Origin of the sequence: Pseudomonas anguilliseptica, from assembly GCF_900105355.1 — a bacterium.
Lineage (GTDB): Bacteria > Pseudomonadota > Gammaproteobacteria > Pseudomonadales > Pseudomonadaceae > Aquipseudomonas > Aquipseudomonas anguilliseptica.
Genome location: NZ_FNSC01000001.1, coordinates 588,948 through 602,348 on the forward strand (window position 1 = coordinate 588,948; position 13,401 = coordinate 602,348).

The following is a 13,401-nucleotide window of genomic DNA, read 5'->3' on the forward strand; positions in this document are numbered from 1 at the left end:
GGCACGAGTGGCGCTGCGATTTATGACGCTGAAAGTGGCTGCCTAGGTGGGGTAGTTAGCAAGCGTCGAAAAACTATCTCAAATAGCGATCTTCAAATTTACTCGACTGAGCTCGTCGCGCTACCGCAAATACTCGATTTCCTAGATAGCCACATGCAGAAGCCTCATTAATATCATCCATACACGATAAGGAAATCAGGGGCGATTCAGCCGGCCGGAATATCTATCTGCAGGTCATCGAGGTCTATCATTTCCCCCGCACGGGCAACCACGGCCATAGCTTCAGCGATATAGGCGGCGTCTCCCGCTTACAAGGCGTCCGCGATGAACACAGCGATCGCCCCACGACCCTCTAGGACTGGCGCGGGATCGTAGTCGTGAATTGGATCGGCATTTCAGCGTAAGCGCTCCATAGACCCCACCTCCCTCTGGAGAGGTTTTGCGTTTTACAGTGGCGTCGTTGGTTGGCAGTTCCAAGGCAGCAGCGCTTCGTAGGCTTCAACGCTGTTGGCCAGCGGCAGGCGTTCGAGGACATGGCGCAACCAGGCGTAGGGCTCCTGGCCATTGGTCTTGGCGGTTTCCACCAGGCTGTAGAGTTGGGCGCTGGCGGTCGCGCCTTTCGGCGTGTCGCTGAACAGCCAGTTCTTGCGACCTATGACGAAGGGCCGGATCGCGCGCTCGGCAGCGTTGTTATCGATCGGCAGGTGGCCAGCCTCGATGTAGCGTTCGAGTCGGCTCCAGTTGCTCGCCAGGTAGTTCACTGCTTTGCCCAGGGCATTCTGCGCCGTGACCTGCGGCTGGGTTTTCTCCAGCCAGGTCTTGAGCTGATCGAGGAGCGGTAGGCTGTGCTGCTGGCGGCCCCGGTAGCGCTGTTCATCGCTGGCATCCTTAAGTTCGCGCTCGATGCCGTAGAGCTTGTTGATCATCCCCAACGCGATGTCGGCACGCCCGGTTTTGCCCTTCGGTTGCACCTTTTGCGCTTCGACGAACTTGCGCCGCGCATGCGCCCAGCAGGCCAGGCGTTCAACACCTTGTTGTGCGGCCACGGCGTTGTAGCCGGCGTAATCGTCGGTCATCAGGTAGCCGCGATAACCGTCGAGCAGGCGCAGCGGCACCTCCTGCGCGCGGCTGGTTGTGTAGTCGAAGAGGATCACCGGTTTGCCAGGCGGGCCACCGGTCTGCACCCACATCCAGGAGTGGCTGCTCGGATCGCGCCCAGGCTCCTTGAGCACCTGCACGCGGGTTTCATCGCAGTGGATCACCGGACTGTCCAGCAGCCTGTCGCGCATCAGGTTGAGCAACGGTTGTAGCAGTTCGCCGCACTGGATCACCCAGCGCGCCAGGGTCTGCCGGGGGATGTCGATGCCATGGCGACTGAGCATCTTTTCGAAGCGATACAGTGGGATGCCGTCGGCGTATTTGCTGGTCAGCAGCATCGCCAGCACGCTCGGGCTGGCCAGCCTTTTCTCGATCAGTTGGGCCGGTTTGTCAGCGGTGACCGGCGCGCTTTCGCAGGCCTTGCAGGCATAGGTCTTGCGAATGTGGCGGATCACCTGAACCTGCATCGGGATGATTTCCAGCTGCTCGCTGGTTTCTTCGCCGATGGCCTGCTTGCGGCAACCGCATTCGCAGGTCAGTTCGTGTTCGGGCAGTTCGTGGATGACCTCGACACGCGGTAGTTCGGCCGGTAACGGCTTGCGCTTGCCGCGGCGCTTGGTCGGCGCAACGACTTCTTCCTCGACCTCAGCGGCCGGAGCTTCAGCCGCCGCTTCGGCCAGGCTTTCCGCTTCGTTGAACATCTCTAGCTGCGGTGAATCCGGGTCGCTGCTCTGCTCGGATTTACGGCCGAACAGGCGCTGGATCAACAGCGCGTTTTGTTCGCGCAGGCGCTCGATCTGCCCATCCTTGTCCTTGGCCAATTCCTGCGCCGACGACAACACCTCAGCGAGCAATTGCTTGAGCGCGGCGGGGTCATCAGGAAGGGTTTCGGGCACAGAAATCATGCCGTGGATTATACCGGCTCAGGTGACGAACCTAGGGGTCAAAACCTGGTGCGGCCGGTTGCGCCACAGGTCGATACCGTCCAACAACCAGTTCAACTCCTGGGCCGTCAGCACGATCGCATCTTCGCCAGGTTCCGGATGCGACTTGAAGCGTTCAGCCTCCAATCGCTTGAGCCACAGGCAAAAGCCGTTGCGCTCCCAATACAAAATCTTCACCCGGCTGCGCGCGCGGTTGAGGAAGACGAACAGCACCGGGTCGAACACCGCCACCTTGATATCCAGCTCGACCAGGGCGGCCAGGCCATCGATGGATTTTCGGAAATCCACCGGCTTGGGGTATAGATAGACTTTTTCGACTTTGGCGTCGGGGCGCATCATGACGGCTGGCTCCAGAAAGAAATTGGAGCTCAGCATTGGCTGGCCTGCGGATCATTTGTAGATGAGGTTTATGGAGCGCTTACACTCACTAAACCATCAATACAAGAAGGCAAAGGAACGCCCATGAAGAAAGTCATCCTGCTGCTCAGCGCCTTGGCACTGTTCCAGCACTGGGACACTGTGCAGCGCTGGTTCCAACCACCATTGGCCGACCGCCCAGGCGAAGTGGTGTTATATGCCACGCAATGGTGCGGCTACTGCGCGAAAACCCGCGAGCAACTGGCGCAGGACCAGATTGCCTACCGGGAAATCGATATCGAGAAAGACCCTGCCGGTCAGGCGACCTTCAAAGCCCTGGGTGGGCGCGGCGTACCCTTGCTGGATATCAAAGGCACGCTGATTCATGGCTATGACCCACAAGCGATGCGCGCAGCCTACTGAAAAGTCGGCGCACAACAGAGCGTCAACAGACGCTTACAACGCCTGGATGGCAAAACCCAGGCGTGGGAAATGCACATGCACGGTGCCAGCGCGCGGGTCCTCGCGGCGCAGGATCAACTCTTCAACACCGGCGAACACAAGCTCGCCCTCCACCGAGTCGACACCGTAATCGGTGGCGGCAATCTGCACCCGCTGACCGACCGTAAAGCCGTTGGGCTCGGCGAACTGCTCGTCCGGCAAAGCAGCTGGCGTCGCGGCACGGGCGATGGCGATAGCGTCTTCTGCGCTCAGTGCACTGGACGCTCCGTGACCGAAGCCCAGCACGCGGCCGAGCCAGGCGCTGACATTTGGATAGGCGTCGACCAGCGGTGCGGTCACCGGGGTGCCTTTGAGGAACCACAAACAGTGGGCCAGGGAAAAATCAGCAATCGACGGTTCACCGAACAGATAATCGCCCTCCTCGCGCGCCAGTTGCTGCTCCACCCGCGCCATCAGCGACGGCCAGTTGTGCTTGGCGACCTCCACCGGCAAACGCGTGGCGCTGCCGCCACTGAACAACCCGGCACGGTCGGCGACAAAGGCCTTGACCGCCTCAGGCGGCAGCATGCCGAAACGCACGGCGACCGACTCTGGCTGAAACACCAGGCTCACCGCATGCTGAAAAATCTGCGAATCGACCCACTGGGCAAAGCTCGCCGCGACAAACTCCTGGCCCTCCGGGAACAGCGCAGGGGTCGCTTTCTCCGCGTCCAGGCGACGGGCAATCAGCGCGGTATCACAGTAGATATCGGCCCCCACCTGCAGCACCGGAGTCTTGCGGTAGCCACCAGTCAGCGCCATTAGATCGGGCTTGGGCATGATTCGCGGAATATCCACCGAGCGCCAGGACAGCTGCTTGAAGCCCAGCATCAGGCGCGCCTTCTCGGCAAACGGTGAGGCATCGTAATGGTGCAGGATCAACTCGTGCATAACAGGCTCCGCTGCAATCAGATAAAGGAACCAGCTTAACCCTGCACAGCGCTGCGGCCTACCCGGCTAGGCTGATGATGCTTTATCAGCCGCAACGATAACCGCGGTCGCCACCAGAGCTTCCTTGGCCAACTTGCTCAAGGCCTTGACCGCACGCTCACGGCGCAACGCATCGCCTTTGCCGGCACAGGGTTCGATGTACACCAGCGCCTGCGCCGGACTGGAGTGGAAAAAACGCGCGCCTTTACCGCTCTGGTGCTTGGCAAAACGCTTGTGCGGATCGTCGCTAATGCCGCAGTACAACGCGCCATTGGCGGCCCGCACCAGGTAGACAAACCAGGGCTTGCCGGCAGGTATTTCAGGCACAGAAGAGGAGTCAGGCATCAGTTAAATCGGCAGGCAATAAGCAAGGTCGCCGAGCTTAACGGCTCTTCTGGAAGGCAGCCAACCCTTTACCAGCCTGCTGGCGAATGGCGCTCTGCACAAACGGCGCCCAGCCCAGCAGGCGACCTTTGAGGCCCAGCGCCTGGCCGGCCCAGCGCCACAGGTCGAAGTGATCACGGTGCTCGCTGATCTTGCCATCGCGAAAGCGGAAGTTGGCCTCGATATGGTTGACCACCTGATTACCGGTCTGGCTAAAGGTATAGGTCGCCACCCAACGCGCCTTGCCAGAGTGATCATCCGCCGCCACGCCATCAAAGGTCAGGGAAAACCCCTGGGCCTTGGCGCAGAGCATGCGCCACATATCGTCGGCAGCCGCACCACGTAGATCGGTAAATACCGGGTCGCTGAACTGCACATCCTCGCTGTAACAGCTAGCCATGGTCTCGGCATCCAACTGCTGGAAGGCCTGGTAGAAGCGGGTAATCAGCGCGGCGTTGGGATGGGTCATGGGGCGAACTCCGTTAGGGATCCTCTGAAGTAGCCATGCATTTCTGGCTGACGTCAGCCTCTGCTGATTTCGAAAGTGATAAATCGATCAAAAACGATCAGATTACCGGCTCATTTCTGTGTTTTTAGCCGCCGCGAGCACCTCGCGGCAGCCATTTCCAGCATTACGGGCGCACCTCTCCTGCATTCGTCAGTAAATCTCGGCGCGCCATCCACAGATTTGACAGCGCGAATAAAGTCACCAGTTGCGCCGTGTTTTTGACCAGGCCACGGAAGCGCGTCTTCACATAACCGAACTGACGCTTGATCACCCGAAACGGATGCTCGACCTTGGCTCGCACTTGGGCCTTGGCCTTCTCGATTTTGCGCTTGGCTTTGTACAGCGCGCTGCGCTTACCGAGTTTCTTGTAAGTGCTACGCCGTGCTGCAACCTGCCAGATCACTTGACGGCCCTCATGCTCGGGGCGCTTCTCGACACCGGTATATCCGGCATCGGCCCCCACCATGTTTTCCTCGCCGTGCAGCAGCTTATCGACCTGGGTGACATCCGCCACGTTGGCGGCAGTACCCACCACGCTGTGCACCAAGCCAGACTCGTCATCCACCCCGATGTGCGCCTTCATGCCGAAGTAATACTGATTGCCTTTCTTGGTTGAGTGCATCTCAGGGTCACGCTTACCGTTCTTGTTCTTGGTTGAACTCGGCGCGTTGATCAGCGTGGCATCGACGATGGTGCCTTGGCGCAGCGACAAACCACGGTCACCCAGGTAGCCATTGATCACGGCCAGGATGCCGGCAGCCAGTTCGTGTTTTTCCAGCAAGCGGCGGAAGTTGAGGATGGTGGTTTCGTCAGGAATGCGCTCCAGAGTCAGCCCGGCAAACTGGCGTAGGATGGTGGTCTCGTACAGCGCCTCTTCCATCGCCGGATCGCTGTAACCGAACCAGTTTTGCATCAGATGCACTCGCAGCATCGCCATCAGCGGATAGGACGGTCGGCCGCCTTCACCCTTTGGATAATGCGGCTCGATCAAAGCGATCAACCCTTTCCATGGCACTACCCGATCCATCTCGATCAGGAACAATTCTTTGCGGGTCTGCTTGCGCTTGCCGGCGTACTCGGCGTCGGCGAAGGTCATCTGCTTCATCGGAAAACTCGGCGGGTGGAGTGCGGATATTTTGCCAAAATCAGGAAGTCTTTTTCAGACCATCCTTAGGGAACGTACGAGCAGTATTGTCGCTAGAACGCCGCCGCGCGATTGGCGTAAAAGACATACTTGTGTCAATAATCGCCAAAATCCATCAAGACTGAGCACCTCATGCTGAAAACTGCCCTGTTCGTCTGCCCACAAACTGTGTGTTCCAGCCTGAGCATGGCCATGGACGCTTTTGTCCTGGCCAACCGCCTGGCCGAGCAACGACTGTTCGAGCTGCAGCGCGTAAGCCTGGATGGGCACGCGGTCGATCTGGGCTTTGCACAGATTCAGGTCGATGGCGACCTGAGCCTGGCCGAGGATGCCGACCTGATTCTGCTCGCCGCCAGCGGCAGCGCCATCGACAGCAGCTTGGCCGACAACGCCGCCCTACTGCCCTGGCTGGCGCAGCGCCCCCCGCACCAGCAATTGGCCAGCCTGTGCAGTAGCGCCTTTCTCCTGGCCGCTGCGGGCGTGCTCGACGGGCGCCGCGCCACTACTCACTGGGCGCTGGCGGCTCAATTCCGCCAGCGCTTCCCACAGGTCAATCTGCAGATCGAGCAACTGGTCTGCGAAGACGGCAACCTGCTCAGCTCCGGTGGCGCGCATGCCGGGCTCGACCTGTGCCTGCATCTGATCGCCCAGCATGGCGGCGACAACCTGGCCCAGCAGGTGGCCAATGCCATGGTCTTCGACAGCCAGCGCGGCCTGCAGTCGCGCTTTGCCCCGCTGCTGCCAGCGCACAGTAGCGATGGCCAACTCACACCCGTGTTGCAGTGGATGCAACGTCACCATGGCGAAAATATCGACCTCAACCGCTTGGCCGCTCAGGCCAATTGTTCATCGCGCACCCTGTTGCGGCGCTTCAAGGCCAGCACCGGGCTAACGCCCAACGATTATCTGCAGCGGGTGCGCATCAGCGCCGCGCAGCGCGCCCTGCGCAGCCCGGCCTCACTGGAGCAGATCGCCGCACAGGTCGGTTATGCCGACCGTGCCACCTTTGCCAAGCTGTTCAAGCAGCTCTGCGGGGAAAGCCCTGGAGCGTTTCGCAAGCGCCTGCGTCAGCCAGACTGAACGTCGCCGCAACGTATCAAGATGCCGCGCCAGCGTTTGTCGAAAAATACCACAAAGTCCAAAATGGAATTAATTGTTTAATTTGTTACGGAGCCGCCCATGTCGACCACCCCTTATGTGCTGGATAAAAGCGCAGCCGAACAGCTGCTAGCCCAGGTCGATGTGCACCAGGCCATGGTCGCCATGTTCCGCGAGCTGGCCGCCGGCAATGCGGTGCAGCCGGCGCAGCAACTGGTGGAGTTTCCCGCTGGCGGCGGCGACTTTATCAACTACCTCGGCGTGCTCGCAGGCGCGGGGGTGTACGGGGTAAAGACCTCGCCCTATATCGTCCGCGAGCAAGGCCCGCTGATTACCGCGTGGACTCTGCTGATGTCGATGCAGACCGGCCAGCCGTTGCTGCTGTGCGATGCCGGCAGCCTGACCACCGCGCGCACCGCCGCCACCACCGCAGTGGCCGTTGATGCCCTGGCTGCGCCCGAAGCCAGCCGCCTGGCGGTGATCGGCAGCGGCGCCGTGGCGCAAGCGCATGTGCATTACGTCAAGCAGCTACGGCCCTGGCAGAGCATCCGCCTCTACTCGCCAAGCCTTGCCGGCAAAACCGGAGCGCAGCTGCTCAAGCTGCAGCAACTCGACCCACGCATCCAGCTATGCGCCAGCCAGGCGGACGCCATTCGCGATGCCGACGTGGTGATGCTCTGCACCTCTTCGGCAAAACCGCTGCTCGATCCCGTCGAGCTGGATAAACCGGCGCTGATCACCTCGATCAGCACCAACGCGCCGCGTGCCCATGAGGTAACGCCCGCCAGCCTGCTGAATATGGATGTCTACTGCGACTACCGCGCGACCACACCAGGCAGCGCGGGGGAAATGCTCCTGGCCAGTCGTCTGGGCTGGAACAGCGCCGACATCCTCGGTGATCTGGCCGAGCTAGTCAGCGGCAAGGCAATTCGCCCGGACTACCGCCGTACGGTATTTTTCCGCTCCATCGGCCTGGGCCTGGAAGATGTCGCCCTCGCCCACGCGCTGTACCAGCTCAAGCAGGAGGCCTGCTGATGCACCAGGCCGACTATCTGATCATCGGAGCGGGCATTGCCGGCGCCTCCACCGGTTACTTTCTCGCCGCCCATGGCAAAACCATCCTGCTCGAGCGTGAGCAGCTGCCCGGTTACCACTCCACCGGCCGCTCCGCCGCGCTCTACACCGTGGCCTACGGCACGCCGCAGGTGCGCGCCCTGACCGCCGCCAGCCGGGCGTTCTACGACGTACCGCCGGTCGGCTTTGCCGAACACCCACTGCTGACCCCACGCGGTGAACTGGTGGTGGACTTCACTGGCGATGCCGCCGAACTGCAACGCCAATTCGACAGCGGCAAAGCCAGTGTGCCGGAGATGCGCCTGCTCAGCGCCGACGAAGCCTGCGCCCTGGTGCCCGTGCTGCGCCGCGACAAGGTGCAGGCCGCCATGCTCGACCCCAGCGCCGCCGATATCGACACCGATGCCCTGCACCAGGGCTACCTGCGCGGCATTCGCCAGCAGGGCGGGGAAATCCACACTAGCTGCGAAGTACTGCGCATCCAGCGCGATGGTGACGCCTGGCTGGTGGACTGCGGCAACGCGCACTACCGGGCCAAGGTGCTGATCAATGCCGCTGGCGGTTGGTGCGACCAGATTGCCGCCCTGGCTGGAGTGGCGCCCATTGGCTTGATCCCCAAACGTCGTGCGGCTTTCACTTTTAATGGACCGGAAGACATCGACTGCCACGCCTGGCCCTGTGTGGTCAGCCTGGACGAATCCTTCTATTTCAAACCCGATGCCGGCCTGCTGCTAGGCTCGCCCGCCAACGCCGACCCGGTCGAGCCCCACGATGTACAGCCCGAAGAACTGGATATCGCCCTGGGCATCTACCAGATCGAAGAACACACCAGCCTGAGCATTCGCCGCCCAGCGCACAGCTGGGCCGGCTTGCGCTCCTTTGTCGCCGATGGCGATCTGGTAGGCGGCTTCGACTCGCAGGTAGCAGGCTTCTTCTGGGTCGCCGCCCAAGGCGGTTATGGCATCCAGACCTCGGCGGCCATGGGCATGGCCTGCGCCGCCCTGGCCCGTGGTGAGCCGCTACCCGAGCATCTACGCCAGTTTGGCCTAACGGAAGCCATGCTATCGCCGGCCCGCCTGGCAGGCCGTTGAAAAACTACCTGCGCGGCCATCGCGGCGTTAACAACAGGCTGCAACAATAGCTGCGCGCAGCGCCCAAGGATGACGCCTCAGGCGCTTTGCGGCACACTTCCAACGCCTCCCAAGCCCGAAGAGTTAGTCGCATGACGCCGCCCCGCCCTGCCCCCGAGCTGGACAACTACCGCACCATCGCCGACGCCATCGCCACGCTGTTCTTCCCCCACGCCGAAGTGGTGCTGCACGACCTGCGCACACAGAAGGTCGACTACATCGCCAACAACATCTCCAAACGGGTGATCGGCGATGACGCGGCGCTGGAAGACATGCTTAGCGGCGAAGTCGACGAGCGCAGCATAGGCCCTTATGAAAAGCTCAACTGGGATGGCCAGAAGATCCGCTCGGTCAGCAGCGTGCTGCGCGACGCCGCTGGCACGCCCATCGCGGTGCTATGCATCAACCTGAATATCTCGCTGTTCGAGACCGCCAAGCAGGCGCTGGATCTGTTTCTCTCGTCCAGCAAACTGGTGCCGCAGCCCGACGCGCTGTTCCGCGACGACTGGCAGGAGCGCATCAATACCTTTCTGCACAGTTGGCTGCGCCAGCGACAGCTTGGCCTCAACCTGCTGACCCGCGACCATAAACGCGAGCTGGTCGAAGCGCTGCACGCTGAAGGCGCCTTCAAAGGCAAAAGCGCCGCCAACTACGTAGCCAACGTACTGAACATGGGCCGCGCGACGGTGTACAAACACCTGAAAGAGATCAAGGGCGAGGCCTGAGCCCGCTCATCCGGCAAGGACTGCCAGACATGCAACGCTTTCTCGGTTTTATCCTCGCAACCATTCAGGCGCTCGGCATTCCCCTGGTAGCTGGGCTGTTTATCTGCGCCGTTACCGGCGAACTGCGCAACCAGCGCCTCACGCTGGAATGGCCATTTTTAATCGATGTCGAGTACCCGCTGCTGGAAATCCTGCTGCTCTCGCTGCCCAGCATATTGCTCTACGCCACCCTAATCAGAGTGCTGAAAAGCCGCCGCTGGCGGGCGGCCTGCTTTGCTCTGCTCGCTGTGCTTGCGGCCTATTTCAGCTGCGTGGTATTCGCCCAGGCCTTTGGTAATATCTGGACGCAGTCAGCAATGTTCATCGCCCTGTTTCTCGGGCGCCTGCATCTGCTTGCAATCGCCCTGCTACCTGGCCTGCTGCTGTGGTGGCTTATTGATTTACTCGGCACACTGATACGCGGACGCCTGTCACAGGCGTGAGCAGGTCACGCCTTTGCAACTAAGTGCGGGCACCTGGAATGCCGCGAGCGTTTTTCTTCTGCAGAATCATTGATGCTTCGTTATAGGCATGCTGGAAGGCGTCGCTGCCGATCCACTCCACGGCGGTATCTTCGTCTTCATCGTGGAAGATCCCGCGATAGACAATCAGCAGCCCCATCATAAAGTCCGTGGCCGCGTCCTCCGCTTCCTCCGCGACCACCAACTCCAACACCGGGTATTGCAGGAATATCAGGCACATTGCCAACAGACTGATGCCTTCGCCGACCTTCATCGCCTGGAACAGGTCGTCGAAGTGCGCCGGATCGAAACCATTCTCTTCGATGTCTTTGAAATCGAAGGTGCTCAGGTCGATTTCCACATCATCGAACGGCTCGTTGATCAGCGGATTGGCCAGCAATGGGTGAACAACATTGGTCTTGAGCTTGCCCGAACGGTTCTGCTTAGCCTTGGTTTTGGCTCGTTGGGCACGTTTTTGCTGTTTATCAGGGGAAGCCATAGAGGCGCGTTCCTTATTCGAGGCTGCCATTTAGAATTCTTGCGCAGGGAGGGGGCTCTGCCGCGAAACTTACCCCGACCAGGCTCAGCCACAACAATAACTGGCTGGACGCCATTTAATGTTGGAGCAACTGGGTATATCCAAGCACACATAAGCAGCAAAAAGCCGCGCACTGCGCGGCTTTCTTTATCCCCGACTGAATCAGTCGCCGTAGATGTCGAAGGTGAAGTACTTGTCCTGAATCTTCTGGTACTCGCCGCTGGCGCGAATCGCCTGGATAGCGGCATTCAGCTTGCCGAGCAGTTCAGCGTCGCCCTTGCGCACAGCGATGCCGGCACCTTCACCAAAGTACTTCGGATCAGTAAACGCCGGGCCAACGAAGGCGAAGCCCTTGCCGTTGTCGGTTTTCAGAAAGCCTTCATCCACCGGAATGGCGTCGGCCAGGGTGCCGTCCAGACGCGCGGAAATCAGGTCCAGGTAGATCTCGTTCTGCGAGCTGTAGCGCACCACTTCAACCCCTTGCGCGGCCAGCACTTCGCTGGCGAAACGGTCGGTGGTGGTGGAGCGCTGTACGCCGATGCGCTTGCCCTTGAGGTTGCTGAAGTCGGCGGCGACTTCACTGCCGGCCTTCATCACCAGACGCGCCGGGCTGTATAGTAGTACTTGCCGGTGAAGTCCACCGATTTGCGCCGCTCATCGGTGATGGTCATGGACGACAGAATGGCATCGACCTTCTTCACCTTGAGCGAGGGGATCAGGCCATCGAACTCCTGTTCGACCCATTGGCACTCGGCCTTCATTTCGGCACACAGGGCGTTGCCGATATCCACATCAAAACCGGCGATCTGCCCGCTGGCTTCTTTATAGGCAAACGGTGGATACGCAGCCTCGATACCCAGGCGCAGGGGTTTGTCTGCGGCGAACAGACTGGATGCGATCAGACTCAGGGCGATGCCGCCCGCCAGGACGATTTTCTTCATGCTGTGAATTCCTGCTGAGGGAGGGACAGGCCCACGCCACCTGGCATTGTTGCGCAGGTCGAGCGGGCAACGACGGTTGCTACAAGACAGAAGAAAGGCGCATCAGGTGTGCTCCTGAGCGAAAAGCGATGGCTGGGTAGCACGCGTGGACGGGTCATTTGCCAGCCTCAACTTATACTTTAAATTCCATGCTGGACTTAAATGTATAAGTCGTCAACCGGGCAACAGTCAGCGCTGCGACTGAAGAATCAGCGCAGGCGACCTGGCAAAAGGTGTTTAGGGTTGCTGTTTCCAGCGTTCCGCTGCGGCCTGATCGGAACAGCGCCCCTCGACCCAGCGTGGACCGTCGGCGGTGTCTTCCTTCTTCCAAAACGGCGCGCGGGTTTTCAGGTAATCCATGACGAAGTTGCAGGCATCGAACGCCGCCTGGCGGTGCGCGCTGCTGGTACCGACAAACACGATCGGCTCGCCGGGCTCCAGACGGCCAATGCGGTGGATCACCTCGATGCCCAGCAGCGGCCAGCGCTGAGCGGCCTCCTCGGCAATCTTGCCCAGGGCCTTCTCGGTCATGCCGGGAAAGTGTTCGAGAAACATGCCGCCGACTTCGCGCCCTTCGTTGAAGTCGCGCACATAGCCAACAAAGCTGACCACAGCACCGATACCCAGGTTGGCCGCGTGCAAGGCGTTGAGCTCGGTACCCGGATCGAAGGGTTGCGACTGGACGCGAATACTCATGCAAATGCTCTCTGTGGTAGGGGCTTTAGCCGCGACGACAACAAACTCAGCCGCCAGTCACAGTAGGAAAAAACGCCACTTCATCGCCTGCCACCAGCGGCTCATCCAGGCTGCACAGTTCCTGATTGCGTGCACACATCAGGTTCTGCTCGGCCAGCACGTCCCAAACACCGCCGCGCGCCAGCAGGTGTTGGCGCAACTGATCGAGGCTGGCGAACTCAGCGTTCAGCTGCTCGCCGTCCAGGCCGAGGGCTTCGCGGTAACGAGCGAAATACTGCACGCGGATCATGCTTCGTCCTCGACCTTGAAGTGACCACTCTTGCCGCCGACCTTCTCCAGCAGCCGCACACCTTCGATCACCATGCCGCGATCCACCGCCTTGCACATGTCGTAGATGGTCAGCGCGGCGACGCTAGCGGCGGTCAGGGCTTCCATTTCCACCCCGGTCTGCCCGGTCAGCTTGCAGCGCGCGGTGATGCGCACGGCATCCGCGCCTTCAGGCACCAACTCGACCTTGACGCTGGTAAGCATCAACGGATGGCACAGCGGGATCAGATCACTGGTTTTCTTGGCCGCCTGAATACCGGCAATGCGCGCCACAGCGAACACATCGCCCTTGGGGTGATCGCCCTGGGCAATCATCTGCAGGGTTTCTGGGCGCATGCGCACCAAGGCTTCAGCCACGGCCTCACGGACGGTCTGAGCCTTGTCGCTGACATCGACCATATTGGCGCGGCCTTGGGAATCGAGATGGGTTAACACGGACAGGCTCCAGGCAAGTGTCCGGCGATTGT

At 60.7% G+C, this 13,401-nt stretch carries 16 protein-coding genes and 1 pseudogene; 6 read left to right on the forward strand and 11 right to left on the reverse strand.

The features are described from left to right. Positions 1-446: 446 nt before the first annotated feature. Both tnpC and tnpB read right to left on the reverse strand, forming a co-directional pair. Positions 447-2,003, reverse strand: coding sequence for an IS66 family transposase (tnpC, locus tag BLW24_RS02880; RefSeq protein WP_090375563.1), 1,557 nt, complete (start codon positions 2,001-2,003; stop codon positions 447-449). Between the two features lie 18 nt (positions 2,004-2,021). Then, positions 2,022-2,417, reverse strand: coding sequence for an IS66 family insertion sequence element accessory protein TnpB (gene tnpB, locus BLW24_RS02885; RefSeq protein WP_244161054.1), 396 nt, complete (start codon positions 2,415-2,417; stop codon positions 2,022-2,024). Between the two features lie 87 nt (positions 2,418-2,504). On the opposite strand from tnpB, the gene BLW24_RS02890 reads away from it, so the two are divergent. Continuing rightward, a complete protein-coding gene (locus BLW24_RS02890; RefSeq protein WP_090248834.1) occupies positions 2,505-2,822 on the forward strand; it encodes a glutaredoxin family protein in 318 nt (105 codons plus the stop codon). 33 nt (positions 2,823-2,855) lie between these two features. Here BLW24_RS02890 and BLW24_RS02895 read toward each other — a convergent pair whose 3' ends face one another. The 4 genes from BLW24_RS02895 to BLW24_RS02910 form a co-directional block, all read right to left on the reverse strand. Then, positions 2,856-3,791, reverse strand: coding sequence for a glutathione S-transferase family protein (locus tag BLW24_RS02895; RefSeq protein ID WP_090376454.1), 936 nt, complete (start codon positions 3,789-3,791; stop codon positions 2,856-2,858). Between the two features lie 66 nt (positions 3,792-3,857). Beyond that, positions 3,858-4,175, reverse strand: a complete 318-nt coding sequence (locus BLW24_RS02900) for a GIY-YIG nuclease family protein (protein WP_090376457.1) — start codon at positions 4,173-4,175, stop codon at positions 3,858-3,860. A gap of 37 nt (positions 4,176-4,212) precedes the next feature. Continuing rightward, positions 4,213-4,683, reverse strand: a complete 471-nt coding sequence (locus BLW24_RS02905; protein ID WP_090376460.1) for a nuclear transport factor 2 family protein — start codon at positions 4,681-4,683, stop codon at positions 4,213-4,215. Positions 4,684-4,846: 163 nt separating this feature from the next. After that, positions 4,847-5,827 (reverse strand): IS5 family transposase, encoded by a 981-nt coding sequence (locus BLW24_RS02910; protein ID WP_090376416.1) that lies wholly within the window; start codon positions 5,825-5,827, stop codon positions 4,847-4,849. Positions 5,828-5,998: 171 nt separating this feature from the next. Here BLW24_RS02910 and BLW24_RS02915 point away from each other — a divergent pair, with 171 nt between their 5' ends. From BLW24_RS02915 to BLW24_RS02935, 5 genes are all read left to right on the forward strand, one after another. Further along, on the forward strand, positions 5,999-6,946 hold the full coding sequence (locus BLW24_RS02915) for a GlxA family transcriptional regulator (RefSeq protein WP_090376463.1): 948 nt from the start codon (positions 5,999-6,001) through the stop codon (positions 6,944-6,946). Between the two features lie 99 nt (positions 6,947-7,045). Beyond that, a complete protein-coding gene (locus BLW24_RS02920) occupies positions 7,046-7,999 on the forward strand; it encodes an ornithine cyclodeaminase family protein (protein ID WP_090376466.1) in 954 nt (317 codons plus the stop codon). Continuing rightward, positions 7,999-9,129, forward strand: a complete 1,131-nt coding sequence (locus BLW24_RS02925) for an NAD(P)/FAD-dependent oxidoreductase (protein WP_090376469.1) — start codon at positions 7,999-8,001, stop codon at positions 9,127-9,129. The genes BLW24_RS02920 and BLW24_RS02925 overlap by 1 nt, the downstream gene beginning before the upstream one ends. Before the next feature lie 131 nt (positions 9,130-9,260). Further along, on the forward strand, positions 9,261-9,893 hold the full coding sequence (locus BLW24_RS02930) for a helix-turn-helix transcriptional regulator (protein ID WP_090376471.1): 633 nt from the start codon (positions 9,261-9,263) through the stop codon (positions 9,891-9,893). A gap of 29 nt (positions 9,894-9,922) precedes the next feature. Then, a complete protein-coding gene (locus tag BLW24_RS02935) occupies positions 9,923-10,375 on the forward strand; it encodes a hypothetical protein (RefSeq protein WP_090376473.1) in 453 nt (150 codons plus the stop codon). Positions 10,376-10,394: 19 nt separating this feature from the next. On the opposite strand, the gene BLW24_RS02940 is transcribed toward BLW24_RS02935, so the two are convergent. From BLW24_RS02940 to moaC, 5 genes and pseudogenes are all read right to left on the reverse strand, one after another. Further along, positions 10,395-10,892 (reverse strand): hypothetical protein, encoded by a 498-nt coding sequence (locus tag BLW24_RS02940; protein WP_090376476.1) that lies wholly within the window; start codon positions 10,890-10,892, stop codon positions 10,395-10,397. A 201-nt stretch (positions 10,893-11,093) separates the two neighbouring features. Then, positions 11,094-11,872 (reverse strand): annotated as a pseudogene (locus tag BLW24_RS02945) (ABC transporter substrate-binding protein). A gap of 276 nt (positions 11,873-12,148) precedes the next feature. Beyond that, positions 12,149-12,607, reverse strand: a complete 459-nt coding sequence (gene moaE / locus BLW24_RS02950; protein ID WP_090376479.1) for a molybdopterin synthase catalytic subunit MoaE — start codon at positions 12,605-12,607, stop codon at positions 12,149-12,151. A gap of 46 nt (positions 12,608-12,653) precedes the next feature. Beyond that, positions 12,654-12,896 carry a MoaD/ThiS family protein gene (locus tag BLW24_RS02955; RefSeq protein ID WP_090376482.1) on the reverse strand — a complete coding sequence of 81 codons (243 nt, stop codon included), beginning with the start codon at positions 12,894-12,896 and terminating at the stop codon, positions 12,654-12,656. Then, the gene (moaC, locus tag BLW24_RS02960) at positions 12,893-13,369 is read right to left on the reverse strand and encodes a cyclic pyranopterin monophosphate synthase MoaC (RefSeq protein ID WP_090376485.1); all 477 of its coding nucleotides are present in this window, start codon (positions 13,367-13,369) and stop codon (positions 12,893-12,895) included. The genes BLW24_RS02955 and moaC overlap by 4 nt, the downstream gene beginning before the upstream one ends. Positions 13,370-13,401: the final 32 nt, after the last annotated feature.